At 62.2% G+C, this 20,452-nt stretch carries 13 protein-coding genes; 4 read left to right on the forward strand and 9 right to left on the reverse strand.

Translation table 11 applies throughout. The features are described 5' to 3' along the window. Window positions 1–43: 43 nt before the first annotated feature. A complete protein-coding gene (locus EFR00_RS13605; protein WP_077990666.1) occupies window positions 44–1,096 on the reverse strand; it encodes a threonine aldolase family protein in 1,053 nt (350 codons plus the stop codon). 539 nt (window positions 1,097–1,635) lie between these two features. Here EFR00_RS13605 and gltB point away from each other — a divergent pair. Together gltB and EFR00_RS13615 are read left to right on the forward strand one after the other, a co-directional pair. Continuing rightward, entirely contained in the window at window positions 1,636–6,360 is a 4,725-nt protein-coding gene (gene gltB, locus EFR00_RS13610) for a glutamate synthase large subunit (RefSeq protein WP_183738771.1), read from the forward strand. Between the two features lie 225 nt (window positions 6,361–6,585). After that, window positions 6,586–8,040, forward strand: coding sequence for a glutamate synthase subunit beta (locus tag EFR00_RS13615; RefSeq protein ID WP_077990663.1), 1,455 nt, complete (start codon window positions 6,586–6,588; stop codon window positions 8,038–8,040). 155 nt (window positions 8,041–8,195) lie between these two features. Here the strand turns inward: EFR00_RS13615 and EFR00_RS13620 are convergent, their stop codons facing one another. Together EFR00_RS13620 and EFR00_RS13625 are read right to left on the reverse strand one after the other, a co-directional pair. Next, the gene (locus EFR00_RS13620) at window positions 8,196–9,437 is read right to left on the reverse strand and encodes an SGNH/GDSL hydrolase family protein (protein ID WP_077990652.1); all 1,242 of its coding nucleotides are present in this window, start codon (window positions 9,435–9,437) and stop codon (window positions 8,196–8,198) included. Between the two features lie 142 nt (window positions 9,438–9,579). Beyond that, window positions 9,580–10,803 carry a lytic murein transglycosylase gene (locus EFR00_RS13625; RefSeq protein ID WP_038691249.1) on the reverse strand — a complete coding sequence of 408 codons (1,224 nt, stop codon included), beginning with the start codon at window positions 10,801–10,803 and terminating at the stop codon, window positions 9,580–9,582. A 203-nt stretch (window positions 10,804–11,006) separates the two neighbouring features. Here EFR00_RS13625 and galU point away from each other — a divergent pair, with 203 nt between their 5' ends. Further along, window positions 11,007–11,894: a UTP--glucose-1-phosphate uridylyltransferase GalU gene (gene galU, locus EFR00_RS13630; RefSeq protein ID WP_038691247.1), complete on the forward strand. Its 888-nt coding sequence runs from the start codon at window positions 11,007–11,009 to the stop codon at window positions 11,892–11,894. Between the two features lie 116 nt (window positions 11,895–12,010). Here galU and EFR00_RS13635 read toward each other — a convergent pair whose 3' ends face one another. Continuing rightward, the gene (locus EFR00_RS13635; protein WP_077990646.1) at window positions 12,011–13,531 is read right to left on the reverse strand and encodes an outer membrane beta-barrel protein; all 1,521 of its coding nucleotides are present in this window, start codon (window positions 13,529–13,531) and stop codon (window positions 12,011–12,013) included. Window positions 13,532–13,674: 143 nt separating this feature from the next. Between EFR00_RS13635 and EFR00_RS13640 the strand changes: the two genes are divergently transcribed. Beyond that, the gene (locus EFR00_RS13640) at window positions 13,675–14,670 is read left to right on the forward strand and encodes a KpsF/GutQ family sugar-phosphate isomerase (RefSeq protein ID WP_009986194.1); all 996 of its coding nucleotides are present in this window, start codon (window positions 13,675–13,677) and stop codon (window positions 14,668–14,670) included. A gap of 14 nt (window positions 14,671–14,684) precedes the next feature. Here the strand turns inward: EFR00_RS13640 and EFR00_RS13645 are convergent, their stop codons facing one another. The 5 genes from EFR00_RS13645 to omp10 all read right to left on the reverse strand — a co-directional run bounded on the left by EFR00_RS13645 (window position 14,685) and on the right by omp10 (window position 20,309). Then, a complete protein-coding gene (locus EFR00_RS13645; RefSeq protein WP_038691241.1) occupies window positions 14,685–15,140 on the reverse strand; it encodes an NfeD family protein in 456 nt (151 codons plus the stop codon). Window positions 15,141–15,143: 3 nt separating this feature from the next. Next, on the reverse strand, window positions 15,144–16,178 hold the full coding sequence (locus tag EFR00_RS13650) for an SPFH domain-containing protein (protein ID WP_039622177.1): 1,035 nt from the start codon (window positions 16,176–16,178) through the stop codon (window positions 15,144–15,146). A gap of 174 nt (window positions 16,179–16,352) precedes the next feature. Then, window positions 16,353–17,387: a ferrochelatase gene (gene hemH, locus EFR00_RS13655; RefSeq protein ID WP_077990642.1), complete on the reverse strand. Its 1,035-nt coding sequence runs from the start codon at window positions 17,385–17,387 to the stop codon at window positions 16,353–16,355. Between the two features lie 126 nt (window positions 17,388–17,513). Beyond that, entirely contained in the window at window positions 17,514–19,526 is a 2,013-nt protein-coding gene (locus tag EFR00_RS13660) for a bifunctional metallophosphatase/5'-nucleotidase (protein WP_077990640.1), read from the reverse strand. Between the two features lie 408 nt (window positions 19,527–19,934). After that, window positions 19,935–20,309, reverse strand: a complete 375-nt coding sequence (gene omp10 / locus EFR00_RS13665; RefSeq protein WP_077990638.1) for an outer membrane lipoprotein Omp10 — start codon at window positions 20,307–20,309, stop codon at window positions 19,935–19,937. Window positions 20,310–20,452 lie beyond the last annotated feature (143 nt).

A 20,452-nucleotide genomic window follows, 5' to 3' on the forward strand; every position in this document is an offset into this window, starting at 1 on the left:
ACCGTCGGCACCCGGAGCCTGCCCGGCAGGCGGGCTCGACCGATCAGGCGGCCAGGCACTTCAGGAAACCATCCACATCCGCGTCCGTGGTCGCAAAGCTGGTGACGAGGCGGATCAGGGTTTCGCCTTCGGAGACGAGTTCGGGCGTTGCCGCAGGCACCGGCCACTCATAGAATTTCGCACCCTTTTCCTCGGCGGTTTTCGCCGCACTTTTGCTGATGACGGCAAAGACTTCGTTTGACGCGGTCGGCCAGGCGAGCCGTGCGGCGTTGCTGGCGCCGATACCGGCGCGCAAGCGATCGGCCATGCCGTTGGAATGGCGGGCGAGGTCGAGCCAGAGGCCCTTTTCGAAATAGGCGTCGAACTGGGCTGCGATGAAGCGCGACTTGGAGAAGAGCTGCGCGGCGCGCTTGCGGATGAAGGGCATTTCGCGCGCCCGTTCCGGATCGAAGAAGACGATCGCCTCGGCGCACCAGCAGCCGTTTTTGGTGCCGCCGAAGGAGAGCATGTCGACGCCGCGCTTCCAGGTCATTTCGGCCGGGGTGGCGCCGAGCGCAATCAACGCATTGGCAAAGCGGGCGCCGTCCATGTGGAGCGGCAGGTTGCGCTTTCGTGATATGGCGGCGATTTCGCCGATCTCCGGCAGGGAATAGACGGTGCCGATCTCGGTTGCCTGGGTGATGGTGACGGCGCTGGCACGGCCGTGACGGAGGGCGTCCTCTGGAAAGTTGGCGATTTTTGCGGAGAGTTTCGCCGGATCGATCTTACCGGCTTCGCCGTCGACGGCAACGAGGCGGGCGGAGCCGGAGAAGAATTCCGGCGCGCCGCATTCATCCTCGATCACATGGGCCTCGGAATGGCAGAAGGTGATACCGCCGGGGCGCTGGACGCTTGCCAGCGACAGGGAATTGGCGGCCGTGCCAGTGGCGACGAAGAAGACGGAAACCTTACGTTCGAAGATCTCGCAGAAGCGGGTCTCGACTTTTTTGTCGAGATCGCCAGCGCCATAGGCAGGGGCAAAGCCAGCCGATTCCGCCAGCAGGCGTTCGGCAATGGATCTGTGGGCGCCGGCCCAATTGTCGGATGCAAAGAACATAGCGGAGACCGTGGGGAGTGAAACAGATTGGGAGGGTCGCAGCGGACATTACGTCAATCCTTTACGGGATCAAGGCTATTGCCCATAATCCATCACGAAAATTGACCGGCGCAATCAATAAATAAAATAAGCCGGAGTAGCGTAATTTTATTTCGTGATTGCGACTGATTTGGTAATCTTACGTCGCAAAATGACGATTTTTGTCCCGGTGCTCTTGCGAAGCCAAATGCTTTCTGGCATAGAACAGCTGAATTAGGACAGTGTTGCTGTCCTATTTTGGCCTTTGCGGCCGAAGAGGCGCCGAAAGCCCTGGAACAGGCGGGCTTTCACGCTATAGTTCTTCCGAGCGCCAAGCCCCAGGACGGGCGGTGCACGGAGGCGAATGGCAGGCGCGGAACGCGACGGTTTGCTTTCCCTAAAAGCAGATGTCTGCGGCGATCTTCACAATGCAACAGCGCTGTCATGCGCCGAACCTATCTTCGGGTTGCGGTGCGGGACGAAAAGCCGCCCGCGGCCCGCGGGTTTCGACAGGAGGAAAGATGATGACGAAGACGCCATCCATGGAATTTGACCGGTTTGCCGCTGCTGAGATGCGCGCGACGGCCAATATGTCCAAATGCGCCTCCGGCCTGCCGAAGAAACAGGGCCTCTACGATCCACGTAACGAGCATGATGCCTGCGGCGTCGGCTTTGTCGCGCATATGAAGGGCGAGAAGTCGCACCAGATCGTCAAGGACGGCTTGTTCATCCTCGAGAACCTGACGCACCGCGGCGCCGTCGGCGCCGATCCTCTGATGGGCGACGGCGCCGGCATTCTGGTGCAGATTCCCGACCGCTTCTTCCGTGAGGAGATGGCCGGGCAGGGCATCACCCTGCCGCCGGCCGGCGAATATGGCGTCGGCCATATCTTCATGCCGCGCGATGAAAATCAGATCGAGCACTTCAAGAAGGTCATCAAGGACGTCATTGAAGAGGAAGGCCAGGTCCTGATCGGCTTTCGCGACGTGCCGGTCGATAATTCCTCGCTCTCTAAGGCGCCGGCCATTGCCGCCACCGAGCCGCATCACGTCCAGGTCTTCATCGGTGCCGGCGAGGATGCCGAAAACAACGACGAGTTCGAGCGCCGGCTGTTCACGCTGCGCAAGGTGATCTCCAACCGCATCTATGACGAGTTCGACGGCGAGGAGAGCAATTTCTATCCGGTGTCGCTGTCGTCGGCGACGGTGGTCTATAAGGGCATGTTCCTGGCCTATCAGGTCGGCGCCTATTATAAGGACCTGTCGGACCCGCGTTTCGAAAGCGCGGTCGCCCTGGTGCACCAGCGTTTCTCGACCAACACCTTCCCGTCGTGGAAGCTCGCCCATCCCTATCGCATGGTCGCCCATAACGGCGAGATCAACACGCTGCGCGGCAACGTCAACTGGATGGCGGCGCGCCAGGCCTCGGTTTCCTCGCCGCTGTTCGGCGAAGATATTTCCAAGCTCTGGCCGATTTCCTACGAGGGACAGTCGGACACCGCCTGCTTCGACAATGCGCTCGAATTCCTGGTGCGCGGCGGCTATTCGCTGGCGCATGCGGTGATGATGCTGATCCCGGAAGCCTGGGCCGGCAACCAGTCGATGGCGGCCGAACGCAAGGCCTTCTACGAATATCATGCCGCGCTGATGGAACCTTGGGACGGGCCGGCTGCCGTTGCCTTCACCGACGGCAAGCAGATCGGCGCCACACTCGACCGCAACGGCCTGCGGCCGGCGCGTTACCTCGTGACCGATGACGACCGCGTCATCATGGCGTCCGAAGCCGGGGTTCTGCCGGTTCCGGAGGAGAAGATCATCCAGAAGTGGCGCCTGCAGCCGGGCAAGATGCTGCTGATCGACATGGAAGAAGGCCGCATCATCTCCGACGACGAGGTGAAGTCGCAGCTTGCGACCGCGCATCCCTATCGCAGCTGGCTCGACCGGACCCAGCTGATCCTCGAAGAGCTGAAGCCGGTGGAGCCCAGGGCGCTGCGCCGCGACGTGTCGCTGCTCGACCGCCAGCAGGCCTTCGGCTACACGCTCGAGGACACCCGCATCCTGATGTCGCCGATGGCGACGACGGGCCAGGAAGCGATCGGCTCGATGGGCACGGACACGCCGATCTCGGCGATGTCGGAAAAGCCGAAGCTGCTCTACACCTATTTCAAACAGAATTTCGCGCAGGTGACCAACCCGCCGATCGATCCGATCCGCGAAGAGCTGGTCATGAGCCTCGTCTCCTTCATCGGTCCGCGTCCGAACATTCTCGACCATGAAGGCATGGCGAACGCCAAGCGTCTCGAGGTGCGTCAGCCGATCCTGACCAATGGCGATCTCGAGAAGATCCGCTCGATCGGCCATACGGAAGACCGTTTCGACACCAAGACGCTCGATTTCACCTATGATATCGAGCGCGGCGCCGAAGGCATGCCCGAGATGCTCGACCGGCTCTGCGAGCGCGCGGAAGCGGCCGTCAAGGGCGGCTACAACATTATCGTGCTCTCCGACCGGCAGATCGGGCCTGATCGAATCGCCATTCCGGCACTGCTCGCCACAGCGGCCGTCCACCATCACCTGATCCGCAAGGGGCTTCGCACCTCCGTCGGTCTCGTCGTCGAGACGGGCGAGCCGCGCGAAGTGCATCATTTCTGCCTGCTCGCCGGCTACGGCGCCGAGGCGATCAACCCCTATCTCGCCTTCGACACGCTGCTCGACATGCATGCCAAGGGCGAATTCCCGAAGGAAGTCGATGCCTCGGAAATCGTCTACCGCTACATCAAGGCGGTCGGCAAAGGCATCCTCAAGGTGATGTCCAAGATGGGCATCTCGACCTATCAGTCCTATTGCGGCGCGCAGATTTTCGATGCGATCGGCCTGTCGTCGGAACTAGTCGACAAGTATTTCTTCGGTACCGCAACGATGATCGAAGGTATCGGCCTCGAGGCAATCGCCGCAGAGACCGTCGCCCGCCACAACGCCGCCTTCGGCAAGGATCCGCTGCTTGCGACGACGCTCGATATCGGCGGCGAATACGCCTACCGCATGCGCGGCGAAAGCCATGCCTGGACGCCGGACGCGGTCGCCGCCCTGCAGCATGCCGTGCGCGGCAATGCCGAGGACCGCTACCGCGAATTCGCCGAGATGGTGAACAATTCGGCGCTGCGGATGAACACGATCCGCGGGCTGTTCAACATCAAGAGCGCCGAGGCGCTTGGCCGCAAGCCAGTGTCTATCGACGAGGTCGAGCCGGCCGCCGATATCGTCAAGCGGTTCTCGACCGGAGCGATGTCTTTCGGTTCGATCTCCCGCGAGGCGCATACGACGCTGGCGATCGCCATGAACCGGATCGGCGGCAAGTCGAACACCGGCGAGGGCGGCGAGGAATCCGATCGCTACATGCCGCTCTCCGATGGTTCGATGAACCCGGAACGTTCGGCGATCAAGCAGATCGCGTCGGGTCGTTTCGGCGTCACAACCGAATATCTGGTCAACGCCGATGTGCTGCAGATCAAGGTGGCGCAGGGCGCCAAGCCCGGCGAAGGCGGCCAGCTGCCCGGTCACAAGGTCGATGCGACGGTTGCCAAGACCCGCCATTCGACACCGGGTGTCGGCCTGATCTCGCCGCCGCCGCACCACGACATCTATTCGATCGAGGATCTGGCGCAGCTGATCTACGATCTGAAGAACGTCAACCCGACCTCTGATGTCTCGGTCAAGCTCGTCTCCGAAGTTGGCGTCGGCACGGTTGCCGCCGGCGTCGCCAAGGCGCGCGCCGACCATATCACGGTCGCCGGCTTCGACGGCGGCACGGGTGCGTCGCCGCTGACCTCGCTCAAGCATGCCGGCAGCCCCTGGGAGATCGGCCTTGCCGAAACCCAGCAGACGCTGGTGCTGAACGGCCTGCGTTCGCGTGTTGCGCTGCAGGTGGACGGCGGTCTGAAGACCGGCCGTGACGTCATCATCGGGGCGCTGCTCGGCGCCGACGAATTCGGCTTCGCCACCGCGCCGCTGATCGCGGCCGGCTGCATCATGATGCGCAAGTGCCATCTCAACACCTGTCCAGTCGGCGTGGCGACACAGGATCCGGTGCTGCGCAAGCGCTTCAAGGGAACGCCGGAACACGTCATCAACTACTTCTTCTTCGTCGCCAATGAAGTGCGTGAAATCCTCGCCTCGCTCGGCTTTACCCGGCTTGACGATATCATCGGCGCTTCGGAGCTGCTGGAGAAGGACGAGATGCTGGCGCACTGGAAGGCGAGGGGTCTCGACTTCAGCCGCATCTTCCACAAAGTCGATGCCGCCAAGGAGGAGACCTTCTGGACGAGCCGGCAGCAGCACCCGATCGACGACATTCTCGACCGCGTGCTGATCGAACAGGCGCAGCCAGCGCTGACCGACAAGACGCCCGTCGCCTTCGAGGTCGAAATCAAGAACGTCGACCGCTCGGCGGGCGCGATGCTGTCCGGCGAGGTCGCTAAGCGTTACCGCCACCGCGGGCTGAAGGAAGATACGATCAACGTGACGCTTCGCGGCACGGCAGGTCAGAGCTTCGGCGCCTTCCTGGCGCGCGGCGTCACCTTCAACCTGATCGGCGACGGCAACGACTATGTCGGCAAGGGCCTTTCGGGCGGCAAGATCATCATCCGGCCGCCGGAGAATTCGAGGATTGTCGCCGAAAACTCGATCATCGTCGGCAACACCGTGCTTTACGGTGCTACCGAGGGCGAATGCTACTTCCGCGGGGTGGCGGGCGAACGTTTTGCTGTGCGCAATTCCGGCGCGATCGCCATCGTCGAGGGTGTCGGCGACCATGGCTGCGAATATATGACCGGCGGTGTCGTCGTGGTGCTCGGCGCCACCGGCCGCAATTTCGCGGCCGGCATGTCCGGCGGTGTCGCCTATGTGCTCGATGAAACCGGCGATTTCGCCAGCCGCTGCAACATGGCGATGGTCGAACTCGAGCCGGTGCCGGAAGAAGACGACATGCTGGAGAAGCTGCATCATCACGGCGGCGATCTCATGCACAAGGGACGCGTCGACGTCTCGGGCGACATGACCCGCCACGACGAGGAGCGCCTCTACCAGCTGATCTCCAATCATCTGCACTATACGGGTTCCACCCGCGCCAAGCAGATCCTCGATCATTGGGCCGACTACCGTCCGAAGTTCCGCAAGGTCATGCCGGTCGAATACCGCCGTGCGCTCGAGGAAATGGAACGCAGCCGGATGGGCATCGCCGCGGAGTGATTTGCACCGGGATATTCGCCACGTGCTGATTGCGGGTGGCGAATATCGGAAACGTCTCGATGATCCGTGACGATCATGCGACGGCCGACGGCCGTCGAGATCGCCCGGAAGTTTCAGGGGATATGTTCCAATGACGGTCAAGAGAAGTAACCCGCCCGGAATGCCGGGACTGACGACAGACAATTGGCCGCGGATGAGCCGGTCATGAGGGTAAGGGACGAAGAGATGGGTAAGGTAACAGGGTTTCTGGAAATCGACCGGCAGGTGGCGAAGTACCAGCCGGCGTCGGATCGTATCCGCCATTTCCGCGAATTCACGATCCCGATGTCGGATCCGGAAGTGCAGAAACAGGCCGCGCGCTGCATGGACTGTGGCATCCCCTATTGTCACGGCCCGACCGGCTGCCCGGTGCACAACCAGATTCCCGACTGGAACGACCTCGTCTACAACAACAACTGGGAAGCGGCGATCCAGAACCTGCATTCGACCAACAACTTCCCGGAGTTCACCGGCCGCGTCTGCCCGGCGCCCTGCGAGGAAGCCTGCACTTTGAATCTCGAAGATGCGCCTGTTGCCATCAAGACGGTCGAGCAGGCGATCGCCGACAAGGCCTATGAGCTCGGCTTCATCCGGCCGCAACCGGCCACCGTCCATACCGGCAAGAAGGTCGCCGTCATCGGCTCTGGTCCCGCCGGCATGGCGGCCGCCCAGCAGCTCGGCCGCGCCGGCCACGAGGTACATGTCTACGAGCGCGAGACCAAGCCCGGCGGTCTGCTGCGCTACGGCATTCCCGATTTCAAGATGGAAAAGAACTTCATCGACCGCCGTGTCGAGCAGATGAAGGGCGAGGGCGTCACCTTCCATTGCGGCGTCAATGTCGGCGTCGATGTCAAGGTCGAGCAGCTGCTCGCCGATCATGACGCCGTGCTTTATTGCGGCGGCTCCGAGACGCCGCGCGAGGCGGGCATTCCGGGCATTGACCTTGCCGGCGTGCATGATGCCATGCCCTATCTGGTGCAGCAGAACCGCCGTGTCGGGCGCGAGAACATCGACAGCGTCGGCTGGCCGTCGGACCCGATTCTGGCCGGCGCCAAACATGTCGTCGTCGTCGGTGGTGGTGATACGGCGTCGGACTGTGTCGGCACGGCGTTCCGCCAGGGCGCCGTCAAGGTCACCCAGCTCGACATCCGGCCGCAGCCGCCGGAGAAGGAAGACAAGCTCGCCGTCTGGCCTTTCTGGGCGACGAAGATGCGTACCTCCTCCTCGCAGGCCGAGGGCGCCGTGCGTGAGTTCCAGGTGGCAACGCTTGAATTCGTCGGCGAAGACGGCGTGCTGACCGGCGTCAAGTGCTGCGAGGTCGACGAGCGCCGGCGGCCGGTTCCAGGCACGGAATTCGTCATCCGCGCCGATCTCGCCTTCATCGCCATCGGTTTCCGCGGCCCGTTTACGACGAGCGTGCTGAAGGAGCTCGAGGGCAAGCTGACGCTCAATACCGATAAGCGCGGCTCGACCAACGTCGTCGCCAACGACCGGGACTACAAGACCTCGATCGAGAAGTTCTGGACGGCGGGCGACGTGCGCCGCGGCCAGTCGCTGGTGGTCTGGGCGATCCGCGAAGGCCGCCAGGCTGCTCGCGCCATCGACGAGGCTCTGATGGGCTCGAGCGTGCTGCCGAACTGACTGTCGGCTCACACGGGCTCATGACGATACGAACTCCGCCTGTGAACTGACCCCGAATGTTGTTGTTCAACTTTCGGGGGGCAGTTCACAGGCGGACTTTTTATTGTGGTCCGAAACCGCCGACACTTTTCAGCATCATGCTTGCACCGACTTTCTCATTTCACCGAGACTTCGGCCGGCGTCTTGGTCGCCGGCATGCGATAATCGTCGACGCGTCCGATTGGGGCCGGCGTCATCTCGCCCTGCTCGACAAGCAGATCGCGCGGCGATTTCGTCAGCGTGATAGGCGGCGGCCTTGCGCCGAGAAGCTCGGTGCCGCCGTCGAGATTGGGATCGGAGAGGCTGATCGGCACGGTGTGTTCGACCGGATTGGTGGGAAGGCCGAGACCGGGCAGGGCACTTTCGTCCAGCCGCACCAGATCCGGGCTTGCTTGGGTGCCGAGAATGCGGCGGGCCGGCTTTTCCACATAGAAGGCAAGCTTGCGGCGGCCGGCCTGCGTGAGGTTGATGCCGTCGGACGTGCGCAGGCGCACCTGCTGGCCATTTACATCCGAACCGGTGACGATGAAGTTGCTGTTTTCGTCTACGAAGCCATCCCAGATATCGACGAATTCGCCGCCGATGCTTTCGACCTGGTTGCGGTAGAGCTGGTTCATCTGGACGGCGTCGGCCGTCATCTGATCGGATTCGAAGGCGGGCAGCCCGACCCAGAGCAGCGGGATCTTCCGGTCGGTGACTTCTTTGCCAAAGGAAAGGACACGGCGGCGATATTCGGCGAACCAGCCGTCGGTGCGGAATTTTTCCTTGGCGGTGTCGGTCACCATCTGCTGGCGGTCATTGGCGCCGATCATGACGACGACCATTGCCGGCTTCAGCTCGTCGATCATCTTCGGCAGCTGTCCCGGCCAGTCGTAATAATCGTCGCGGACAAGGCCTGAGGAGACGTTGCCGCGGGCTTCGACGACGACGCCGGGCGAGGTCTCGAAGGCGGCGGTCAGGCCGTCGCCGAGGCCGCTGGCGAGGAAATCGCCGACGATCAGTATCTTCTTGGCGTCGCCGAGCTTCTGCACGACGGGCTCTTCCTGCACCGGCGGCCGCACCGGCGGCGCGGTGCGGGGATTGATCACCGCCTTCTGCGCCGGCGGGCGCTTGCGCTGCTGCTGGCGCCTCGGCTGCTGGGCATCAGGGGCCTGCGGCCCGTCATCGAGATAGCGCCGGCCAAGGAAAAAATCGAGGATCGACCGGCGCTCGTAGCGCTGTTCCTGGGCCTCGGCGACATGCACCGGCGCAAGCGCGCCGACGCACAGCGAAGCCGCCGTCAAGGCGAGCACCAGCCAACGGATTTTCGGGGTCCGATCAGTTTTCTTCATCATGGGCAGTTCCGCATCTGCCGGCATCTTGCACGCAGGATAGGTCAGCGTCCACTCCCGCTATTCATGTAGGTCACGGTTCTGCCGCTTCCAATCAGGGCTTACTTTTCGGCATGGCGCTAGAGCATGATGCCGAAAAGTGTCAGCGGTTTTCGGACCACATCCTGTTCTAGCGGCGAAGTGCGTTCAGGAGCGGCAGCGAGGGCTCGCCGTCCGGCTGCATGCCGATGCGCTCCTGCACCGCCGATATCGCCGCCTTCGAACCCGAGCCGAAATTGCCGTCGACCTCGCCATTGTAATAGCCGAGGGTCTTCAGGCGGGTCTGCAGCTCGAATTTCTCGGTGATATCAAGGGCGCCGTCCGGGCGCGGCCAGCGCTGCTGCATGCCGCCATAACCGGCGATCTGATCGGCCAGCAGGCCGACGGCAAGCGCGTAGCTATCCGAGGCGTTGTAGTTCTTGATGGTGAAAAAGTTGGCGGTCATCAGGAAGCCCGGGCCGTTCGGTCCGGCCGGCATCTTCAGCACGGCCTTGGTGGCGCCTTCGCGGAAGGCCTTGCCGTTTGGGCGTTTCAGGCCGAGCTCCGCCCATTGGGCAAGCGTATGGGTCTTGCCGGCCTGCTTGGCGGCGGCAGCGGGAACGACGACCTCGTAGCCCCAGGTCTTGCCGGTATCCCAGCCGTTCTTCATCAGGAGATTGGCCGAGGTCGCCAGCGCATCCGGCACCGAATTCCAGATGTCGCGATGGCCGTTGCCGTCGGCGTCGACGGCGTAAAGCAGGTAGCTTGTCGGGATGAACTGGGTGTGGCCCATGGCGCCCGCCCAGGAGCCGGTCATCTCGCGTGCCGGCACGTCGCCGTTCTGCAGGATCTTCAGCGCGGCAACCAGCTGCTTCTTGGCGAATTTGGCGCGGCTCGGGTCGGCATAGGCAAGCGTCGCCAGCGCGCGCGGCACGTAGTGCAGCCGGTCATCCTTGTCGAGAATCGCACCATAGTTCGATTCCATCGACCAGATGGCGAGCAGAATGCTCTTGTCGACGCCGAAGCGCTGCTCGATCGCATTGAGCGTGCGGGCGTGCTTGGCGGCCATCTCGCGGCCGATCCTGACCGTGTAGGGATTGACGCGCGAATCGACGTAGTCCCAGATCTTCGAGGTGAATTCGGGCTGATAGGCCGCCTTCTCGAGCACGGTGGGATCGGGCTCGCTCACCCCGGAAAAGGCCTTTTGATAGGTTGCCTTACTGATGCCACTCTGAGCGGCTGTTTGGTAAAAATCCGCGATCCATTTCTGGAACCGGGAATCAGCTTTCGCGCTGTCGGGAACCAGGCCTACCTGGGCGGCGACAACGAGGGCGAGAGCAAGACCACGAAGGGAGTTTTTGTGATTCTGGATCATCGACAGTCGTATCCGTCATCTTCAGTTTTCGGTGCAGCAGAGGCGTCATGTCCGCCCAGACCCGAGACTACAGGAACGGAGTCAACAAATTCTTTACCATGGCGGTCGGCTGCGGTCACCATTGCAAAACAGTAGCAATTCTATACTAGGTAGAGCCAAAAGGCTCTTTTTCCAAAGCGATATGGCGAAGCAGGAGGCCGGGTGTGGCTCAGCATAACAAAGTTCGTAAAGCAGTATTTCCGGTTGCCGGGTTGGGGACGCGATTCCTGCCGGCGACAAAGGCTGTTCCGAAGGAAATGTTGACCGTCGTCGACAAGCCAATCATTCAATATGTCGTCGATGAGGCGATCGAGGCCGGGATTGAACATTTGGTTTTCGTCACCGGGCGCAACAAGCACGTCATCGAAGATTATTTCGACATTCATTTCGAGCTTGAGCAGACGCTTAAGGAGCGCGCCAAGAAGGCGGAAATTACTCTCCTGCAGCAGCAATTGCCGAAGGCCGGCACGGTGAGCTTCACCCGCCAGCAGGAGCCGCTCGGCCTCGGTCATGCGGTCTGGTGCGCCCGCGAAATCGTCGGCGACGAACCTTTCGCGCTGCTGCTGCCCGACATGATCATGAAGGGCGACAAGGGCTGCATGAAGGGGATGATCGACCTTTACGGCCAGAGCGGCGGCAATATCATCGCCGTTGAAGAATGCGCGCCCGACCAGGCGCATAAATATGGCATCGTCGGCGTCGGCGAAGCGATCGGCGAGGGCTTCCGAATCACCGGCATGGTTGAAAAGCCCGCCAAGGGAACGGCGCCCTCCAACTTCTTCATCAACGGCCGCTACATCCTGCAGCCGGAGATCTTCAAGATCCTCGAAACCCAGGAGCGCGGCGCCGGCAACGAGATCCAGCTCACCGACGGCATGCTCAAGCTACTGAAGGAACAGGATTTCGCCGGGTATCACTTCCGCGGCACGACCTACGACTGCGGCGCCAAGGACGGCTTCATCCTGGCAAATGTCGCCTACGCCCTCGAACGCGCCGATATCCGCCCGACCGTCGAAGGTGGCTTCAAGGAATTGCTTGCCGGCCTGAGGTAAGTTTTCCGTACAGCATATGAATGACGAGCGCCGCGTATCCTCCCAGATGCGCGGCGCTCTTTATTAATGTTTTAGCCTGATGTCGTCCGCAAACCGCTCACACTTCAACATCAGGCTTAGCGTTTGAGCTTAAGGCCGACGCCGGCGCGCCATTGCTGCGAATCGGTGCCTTCCTTGCGCGTCGTCAGCTCGTAGCCAAGCGTGCTGGTCAGATCGAGATAGCGGTTGATGTTCCAGGTCAGGCCGGTCGCCGCGGTATAGACGAGCTCATCGTTGATGGTGCTGTCGGTGGGATAATCGCGCCAGATGACCCCGCCGATCATCGTGCCGACCAGATTGTCGCGCAACTGATGCGTGACCGTCGTCGTCAGCGCGTGCGAGACGTAACCGCTCTCGCCCGCCGTAGTCGTAGGCTGGATGCTCGTCTGCAGGTCGAGATTAACATCGGTGCTGCGGATCGGCGACCAGAGCAGGCTCGCATCGAGCGTGGCCGTGTCGATCGACGAGAGCCTGTTATCTTCGAAGTCCGCCCTCGCGTAGCCGATGCCGACTTCTCCCTTCAGCTTTTCACCGAGATCGACCTCGACGCCGGCTTTGACGCCGTAGCTATGGCCCGAACGCTCGTAGCCGGCGGAATCGCGTGTCTCGTCATAGAGCGTCCGGCCGATCGTGGCCTCGATGAAGGGGATCAGCGCGGGCGACAGCTCGTAGCCGACGCGGCCGCGCAACGTACCCGTCGTCTGATTGCGGTCGCTGAGCGCGACGGTCGCGCCGCTGGCCAGCGTGGCGTCGGAATAGATCGAACGGGTGAGCGCCAGCGCCGTCGTGCCGCGCAGGATGCCGAAATCGCGTTCTACGGAGGCCCCGGCCGAAAACTCCTGCACATCGGATTGCTGCGTGGCGTTGGCGACCGCGTCAGGGTCGTCCGTATCTTCGCGGTAGAAATTATACCCGGCGGTGAGGTGCGCCACCGTATCCTGGGGAAGGTCCAGTCTGAGATCGCCGTTGATCTTGAAGGAAGGCTGCTCCTCGCCTTCGCCGCTGATATTCCTCTGCCATGCGCCTTCCGAGGTGACGCTCAGCTGGTGGCGGCCCCAGTCGGAGGTCAGCGTCGCTGCCGCATCTGTTTCGAGGAAGGCGCGCCGCTGCCTGGTGTCGCCATCCTTGGTGGTTTCGGTGTTGATGCTCTGGGTGACGCTCGGACGGAGCACGAAAGTGCCGAGCGGAATGCCCGGCGTTTCCGCCGTCGAGGCGCTTTCGGCAACCCGGCGCCCCGGCAGGGTCTCGTCGACCCGCGCCTCACGGGTGTTCAGCCGGCGCATGTTCTCGTCGAGGATGGAGCCGGTAATCTCGTCGCCGGATTGTGCGTCCGATATGGCGGGCCGCTGCTGGGCGTCATTCGCCTTCGCGGCCGTGCCGTTTGCCGCAGGCATGGTGGAAACATCGGTTTCCTCATCGAAACCGATGGCTGTATTGTTTGTGGTGCGGTCGTTCGTCGCGCTTGCCGACGGCTGTGAGGCGGACTGCGCGAAGGCGGGGGTCTGGCCGAGAAGCAGACAGCCGAATGCAGCAAAGGAGACGGCACGGCTCATGGCGCGGAGCGGCGTCACACTGCTCGTCTGATTTGGCTGGCCCATGCAATTCGCGCCTGACATGCTTTCGGTTCTTACCCAAAGGTAAAGCCTCGTGGTTAATCATTCGTTGCCGACGGTGGGCGCCGTTCACAATTCGGAAAGAGGCCGGGGTGGACTTGGAAAGTGAAAAGGTCTAACGCAATTCCATGAACAGAAGAGCGATAAAACTGGTCGAAAACGGCGTGCTCGAATCAGCAAAACGCACGATTGAAATCGAAAAACGCGGTCTTGAAGCGCTCGAACAGGCCTTGGACAATGGATTGGCCGGCCCGTTCACCCGCGCGATCGAAGTCATCGGCGATATCTCCGGCCGGGTGATCGTCACCGGCGTCGGCAAGAGCGGCCATATCGGCGCCAAGCTGGCGGCGACCTTCGCGTCGACCGGGACGCCCGCCTTCTTCGTGCATGCGGCCGAAGCCAATCACGGCGATCTCGGCATGATCGCGCGCGACGACGTCGTGCTGGCGATTTCCAAAGGTGGCGAAAGCGCCGAGCTCAAGAGCATCATTTCCTTCACGCGGCGCTTCTCCATTCCGCTGATTGCGCTCACCTGCGGCGAACACTCCTCGCTTGCCACGGCCGCCGATATCGTGCTTCTCGTGCCGAACGAGCAGGAGGCCTGCCCCAACGGGCTGGCGCCGACGACCTCGACACTGATGCAGCTTGCGCTTGGCGATGCCTTGGCAGTAGCGCTCCTGGAGGCGCGCGGCTTTACCGCCACCGATTTCCACGTCTTCCATCCCGGCGGCAAACTCGGCGCCAGCCTGACGCATGTCGCCGACATCATGCATACCGGCGAGCGGGTGCCGCTCGTGGCCAAGGGCACGCCGATGCCGGAAGCGATCACCGTGCTATCGCGCAAGCACTTCGGCTGCGTCGGCGTGCTCGACGAAGAGGGACGGCTCTGCGGCATCGTCACCGAAGGCGACATGGCGCGAAACCTGACCCGCAATCTCGCCGAGCTTGCCGTCGACGACATCATGACGAAGACGCCGAAGACGGTGAAGCCGACGATGCTGGCGACCGCGGCCCTGGCGCTGCTCAATCAGCACAGCATCGGCGCGCTGATCGTCATCGACGAGGACAGACGGCCGCTCGGATTGGTGCATTTCCATGACCTGCTGCGGATCGGCGTCGCCTGATCGGCCCTGTTTGATCAGACGGGTTCGACCCTGAGGTCGCGGCCGTTGCTCGCCACCACCTTCACCTGTGTGCCCACGGGCAGATCAGGCCCCATTACCTGCCACAATGTATCGTCGAGACGGATTCGGCCGCGGCCTTCGCGGATCGGCTCGTGCAGCGTCGCGGTACGGCCGACCAGGCTCGCGCCGCGCTGATTGAGGAAGGGCTCGTCGGTGGCGGCATTGCGTAGCATCAGCCTGCGGCCGGCGAAGGTCGTGGCAACGGCGAGCAGGGCAAAAAAGATCGCCTGCAGCTCCCAGACCCAGAAGGCACTATCCCAGAAGAGCAGCGACAATGCGCCGACGATCAAGGCGGCGAGGCCGATCCACACCAGGAAGAAGCCGGGCACGATCATTTCGGCGGCGAGCAGAACCAGGCCAACAACCCACCAGCTCCACGGACCGAGTTCGGCGATGATCTTCGCCAGCATGGCTTAGCGCTCCTGATCGGGATTGAAGGGATTGGGGCTCGGCGGATTGATCGGCGGGGTCGAGCGGACGGGTGCGGGGCGCGGACGCGGCGGCGGCGGCGTTGCCGAGTTGTTGCCGGCATCGCCGAAGACCTCGCGGGCAATGGCGCCGATGCCGCCGAGGGAACTGAGGATAGAGGAGGCTTCCATCGGCATCAGCACGATCTTGGAGTTGGGCGCCGAACCGACCGAGGCGAGCGCTTCTGTGTATTTCTGCGCAACGAAATAGTTGATCGCCTGAACGTCGCCGGCGGCAATCGCCTCGGAGACCATCCTCGTCGCCTTGGCTTCAGCCTCGGCAAGCCGCTCGCGGGCTTCCGCATTGCGGAAGGCGGCCTCACGCTGGCCTTCCGCCTGCAGGATGGCGGATTGTTTGGCGCCTTCGGCCCTCAGAATCTGCGCGTTGCGCGAGCCTTCGGCTTCCAAGACCTGGGCGCGCTTCTCGCGCTCGGCCTTCATCTGGCGGGCCATGGCATCGACGAGGTCGCGTGGCGGCTGGATGTCCTTGATTTCGACGCGGGTGACCTTGATGCCCCAGGGCTGCACGGCCTCGTCGACGACGCGCAGCAAGCGGTCGTTGATCGCATCGCGGTTGGAAAGCAGTTCGTCGAGATCCATGGAACCCATGACCGAGCGGATATTGGTCATGGTGAGATTAAGGATGGCGTTTTCGAGGTGGGAAACCTGATAGGCGGCCTGGGCGGCGTTCAGCACCTGATAGAAGGCGACGGCATCGGCGGAAACCGATGCATTGTCCTTGGTGATCACCTCCTGCGTCGGCACATCAAGCACCTGTTCCATCACATTCATCCGCGCGCCGACGCGCTCGATGAAGGGGGTGATGAGGTTCAGACCAGGCTCCAGCGTGCGGGTATAACGCCCGAAGCGCTCGATCGTGTAGCGGTAGCCTTGCGGCACGGTCTTGATCCCGGCAAAAAGCACCAGGATGACGAAGATGACGAGCACGATCACGACGATGTCGAAGCCGCCGAACAGCATGAAAAATTCCTCCCAACGGCGCGTGCGCCCACTCACTGATGTGGGGAGTTAGCACGTTCTTCGCGAGGAAGAAATGCCACACGGAGGCCACACTTCCACCTCCACGTGAAAAGCAGGTTTCCTCTCGCTAAGATCCGCGGGCTGCCGCCGGTTATCCCTGCGGCGCCGTTATTCTCAGGCCCAGCCCTGCAATTCTCGGCGGACGACCTTTTCCAGCACCTTCATGCCGTCATCGCTGTCGTTGAGGCAGGGAATATGCGCAAATTTCTCGCCGCCGTTTTCGTGGAAGGAGTGGGCGGCCTGTTCGGCGATCTCTTCAAGAGTTTCCAGACAGTCGGAAACGAAGCCGGGGTTGATGACGGCGATGCGCTTGACGCCGTCCTGGGCGAGTTTCTCCACCGTCTTGTCGGTATAGGGTTGCAGCCATTCCTCCGGCCCGAAGCGGGACTGGAAGGTGACCATGAAATTTTGCTGGGTGAGGCCGAGCCGCTCGCGCAGCAGCCGGCCGGTCTTCCGGCACTGGCAGTAATAAGGGTCGCCCTGCTTGAAATAAGACATCGGAATGCCGTGGAAGGAGGCGAGCAGCATCTCCGGCTTCCAGTCGAGCGACGAGAGATGACTTTCGACGGATTGGGCAAGCGCCTCGATATAGGTCTCGTCGTCATGATAGTCGGGCACGGTGCGCAGCGCCGGCTGCCAGCGCATGGACAGCAGCTTATGGAAGGCCTTGTCGTTGACGGTTGCGGTCGTCGCCGCGGCATATTGCGGATAAAGCGGGAAGAGTACGATACGATCGCAGCCCTCCTGCTTCAGCGCCTCGATGCGCGAGGCGATCGACGGCGTGCCGTAGCGCATTGCCCAGTCGACCTTGACGTTCTCAAGATCCTTGAGGCGCCCGGCCATCAACTCTGCCTGATTGCGCGTGTAGGTGCGCAGATAGCTTTCGTTCTTTTCCTTGTTCCAGATCAGCTCATAAGCCTTGCCGACCTTCTGCGGGCGGGTATTGAGCACGATGCCGAACAGGATCGGGTACCACTTCCAGCGAGACCATTCGATGACACGGCGATCGGTCAGGAATTCCCTGAGATAGCGACGCATCGACGTGTAGTCGGTGCCGTCAGGCGTGCCGAGATTGACCAGCAGGACCCCGATTTTGCCTGACTTGACCGCCGGATGGTCGGCCGGGCGGAGAGAAATATCTGCTGTCATTCTGGCCCCAACGCTCTCGTCTGTCTCGTCGGCTCATACGCAGCCGGAAGACCATGGTTCACCCTATAGAAAGAAAAACCGGCCCGGGAAACCCCGGACCGGCCGTTGCAACCGGGACAAATTGTCTTATTTCGCCGGAACTTCGATCTCCTTGCCAACCGTCAGGTGGCGCGGGTTCGGACTGCCGTTCGCCTCCGAGAGCTTCCGCCACAGGGTGCCATCGCCATAGAAGGTGACGGCGAGGTCCCAGAAGGTGTCGCCCGCCGCGATGACGTGGGTGGACGGCGTCGTGGTGGCAGGCGCGGAGGCAGCCGGCGCTGGTTCCGGAGCAGGCGCGGGTGCTGCTGGCGTGGCCGGGGCTGGCGCAGCAGGGACAGGCTCGGTGGTTGGTGCTGGCGTGGCCGGTGCCGCAGGGGCGGGCTCGGTAGCCGGTGCGGGTGTCGCAGGGGCAGGCGCGGGCTCTGTTGCCGGTGCAGGTGCTGCCGGCGCGGGAGCGGGAGTAGCCGGTTCGGCAGCGGGTGCCTGTGCTATGGTCGCGCCGATTTCTGTGACGCGGCCATCGGTATAGGGCTTATAGGGAGAGTGGGCGGCCAAAAATTCGGCTGTCACGTCGGCAAGATCCGGACCGTAGTCATAGGCGTTCTTGCCTTCCTTAAAGATCGAATAGCCGTCGCCGCCGGCCCGCATGAAGTTATTGGTGGCGACCTTATAGGTCTTGGCCTGGTCGATCGGAGCGAAATTGTCGCCCTCCTTCACCTGGACATCGCTGACGCGGCTGCCGACGGGCTTCGACTGGTCGAACGAGAATTTCAGGCCGGCGACCTGCGGAAAGCGGCCGGCGCCCTGATCAATCTGGCTGACGCCGTTTTCGAGCGCCTTGACGATGTCTGCGCCGGTGGCCTCAAAAGTGGCGAGCGTATTCTGGAAAGGCAGGACGGTGATGACCTCGCCCTGGGTGACATCGCCGCCATCGATCGACGCACGCAGGCCGCCGCCGTTCTGAACGGCGATGGTGACGCCCTGGTTCTTCGTGCGGTCGAGCATGGCGTCGGCCACCAGATTGCCCATCGAGCATTCCTTGACGCGGCAGACCTTACGATCGCCCTCGATCGGGCCTTCGGAGGCGCCGATCACCTTCTTGCGCAATTCCTCGATCGGCTTTGCCAGTTCGGCGACGCGGGTGACGACAGCCGGATCGGGTGTGAAGGACGAGTCGATCAGGATCGGGTCGCCCTTGGCATCCTTGACGACGCCGTTATCGTCGAAATTGACGACGATATCACCGAGATATTTGCTGTAGGAGGCGGCCTGGACGACCGGCACCTTGTAGCCGCCGGGATTGTCGACCATCGTCGGATATGGGCCTTCGGCCTTCGGATCGGTGTTGGACAGCAGGCTGTGCGAATGGCCGCCGACGACGACATCGACGTCGGGAATCTTGGCGATGAAAGCGAGGTCGCGGGGATAGCCGACATGGGTCAGCGCGATGATCTTGTTGACGCCCTGGCCCTTCAGGTCCTGGACCGCGGCGGTGATGGTCTGAACGTCATCTTCGATGGTGACGTTCGGGCCGGGCGAAGACAGCTCCGGCGTATCGTTGGTGACGGCGCCGACGATGCCAATCTTCTGGCCACCGACGTCGAGCACCAGCGAGGGCTTGATGCGGTCGCCGAGCTTGGAGGCAGCCGTCGCCTTGACGTTGGCCGTCACGACGGGGAACTGCACCTTGTCGAGGAAGGTGGCAAGCCCGTCTTCGCTGTCGTCGAATTCATGGTTGCCGACGGTCATGGCGTCGAACTTCATCAGGTTGAGGAATTCGGCTTCGGCCGCGCCCTTATAGGTGGTGTAGAAGAGCGAGCCCTGGAAATTGTCGCCGGCATTCAGCAGAAGGACATTCTTGCCCGATAGCGCCTGGCGGCGCTGGTCGATCGCGGTCTTCAGGCGGGCAGCGCCCCCGAAGCATTCCTTCTTGCCTTCCTCCTCGGCCGAGCAGGTGGAATCGAACTTGTTGATCGATTCGATGCGGGAATGGAAATCGTTGATATGAAGAATATTGAGTTCGTAATCCGCAAAGGCGGCGCCCGCGCTCAGCGCCAGCATGGACGCGGTCAAAAGACCGAAGCTGAAAGACTTCGTCATCCCTGTTCTCCTGATTGAGGCGAAAGATCCCCCTCGCCGATCCCTTCCATAGTCCGCCGGGGCGGTACCCGGCTTGCCGATGTTCCATGACACGGCATAGGTCTGCAAGGGAAAGCTGGGCCAGGCGGCACTCTTTCCAAGAGGGGCGGGACAAAAAAGCCGGCTGCTCCGGCATTCGCCACCGGCGTCATTACGGTGGAGTTCGTGCACAGCCTCGGTAATATTCGGAACCGAAGGAAGCGCGCTGACGCCATAGATCAGCACGACCGGCAAGGCGAAGACCAACCTGCAGCGGGCGCGATAGACGTTGGCCGGCAAAACGACGGCCAACGCGGCAAGCGGTATTGCGAGCAGAATGAGGTAACCGGCGATGGCCCGGATGGTGTGCTCGGCCTATGGCCTCACGCTTCAGCCGCGGCGGGAAAGCGTGAATTGGGACCCTGTTGCGGTGGTGCAATTAAGCTGGGTTGGTCCAATGAGGGCGCAATTGACGAGAGAGGTTGTTTTTTTCACATTCGAGTAAAGGTTAATCTGAATAATTTGATCAGGTCCGACCGTATAAGTTCCCGATGCCATCTGCGTGTTTGTTCCGTCGCTTGTGCGAGTTACAAACTGCCCACCTGTGAAGGTGGAGGTTAAGCCATTGGCATCCGTCCATTCGCCTTCAACAGAATTCGTAACGGGTGGGGCGGCTGCAACCACCCTCTGTCGCGGCTCCGATGAAACGCAGGCGGCAAGAGCGGCCGCGGCTCCGACAAGAACGAGACCAGTTCTGATTTTCATAAGGCTTCTCCCGGCGATTCGGCGTGGCGGTCACCCGCCAAGTTCGGGCAAAACATGGCGTGCGCCCGCCATGATGGCAAGGCTTGGCGCGGCGGGGGCGCCATTTATACAGCCAGCGTTACAAAAATGCCCGCCTTGCGGCG

It is taken from the genome of Rhizobium sophoriradicis, assembly GCF_003939025.1.
In the GTDB taxonomy this organism is placed as follows: Bacteria; Pseudomonadota; Alphaproteobacteria; order Rhizobiales; family Rhizobiaceae; genus Rhizobium; species Rhizobium sophoriradicis.

Excerpts from the sequence above, each read along its gene's own strand:
- EFR00_RS13620 (WP_077990652.1), bottom strand. The coding sequence starts at position 9,437 with ATGCCGGCAGATGCGGAACTGCCCATGATGAAGAAAACTGATCGGACC.
- EFR00_RS13640 (WP_009986194.1), top strand. The coding sequence starts at position 13,675 with ATGAACAGAAGAGCGATAAAACTGGTCGAAAACGGCGTGCTCGAATCA.
- EFR00_RS13660 (WP_077990640.1), bottom strand. The coding sequence starts at position 19,526 with ATGACGAAGTCTTTCAGCTTCGGTCTTTTGACCGCGTCCATGCTGGCG.
- gltB (WP_183738771.1), top strand. The coding sequence starts at position 1,636 with ATGATGACGAAGACGCCATCCATGGAATTTGACCGGTTTGCCGCTGCT.
- EFR00_RS13635 (WP_077990646.1), bottom strand. The coding sequence starts at position 13,531 with ATGGGCCAGCCAAATCAGACGAGCAGTGTGACGCCGCTCCGCGCCATG.
- EFR00_RS13605 (WP_077990666.1), bottom strand. The coding sequence starts at position 1,096 with ATGTTCTTTGCATCCGACAATTGGGCCGGCGCCCACAGATCCATTGCC.
- omp10 (WP_077990638.1), bottom strand. The coding sequence starts at position 20,309 with ATGAAAATCAGAACTGGTCTCGTTCTTGTCGGAGCCGCGGCCGCTCTT.
- EFR00_RS13645 (WP_038691241.1), bottom strand. The coding sequence starts at position 15,140 with ATGCTGGCGAAGATCATCGCCGAACTCGGTCCGTGGAGCTGGTGGGTT.
- EFR00_RS13650 (WP_039622177.1), bottom strand. The coding sequence starts at position 16,178 with ATGCTGTTCGGCGGCTTCGACATCGTCGTGATCGTGCTCGTCATCTTC.
- hemH (WP_077990642.1), bottom strand. The coding sequence starts at position 17,387 with ATGACAGCAGATATTTCTCTCCGCCCGGCCGACCATCCGGCGGTCAAG.
- EFR00_RS13615 (WP_077990663.1), top strand. The coding sequence starts at position 6,586 with ATGGGTAAGGTAACAGGGTTTCTGGAAATCGACCGGCAGGTGGCGAAG.
- EFR00_RS13625 (WP_038691249.1), bottom strand. The coding sequence starts at position 10,803 with ATGATCCAGAATCACAAAAACTCCCTTCGTGGTCTTGCTCTCGCCCTC.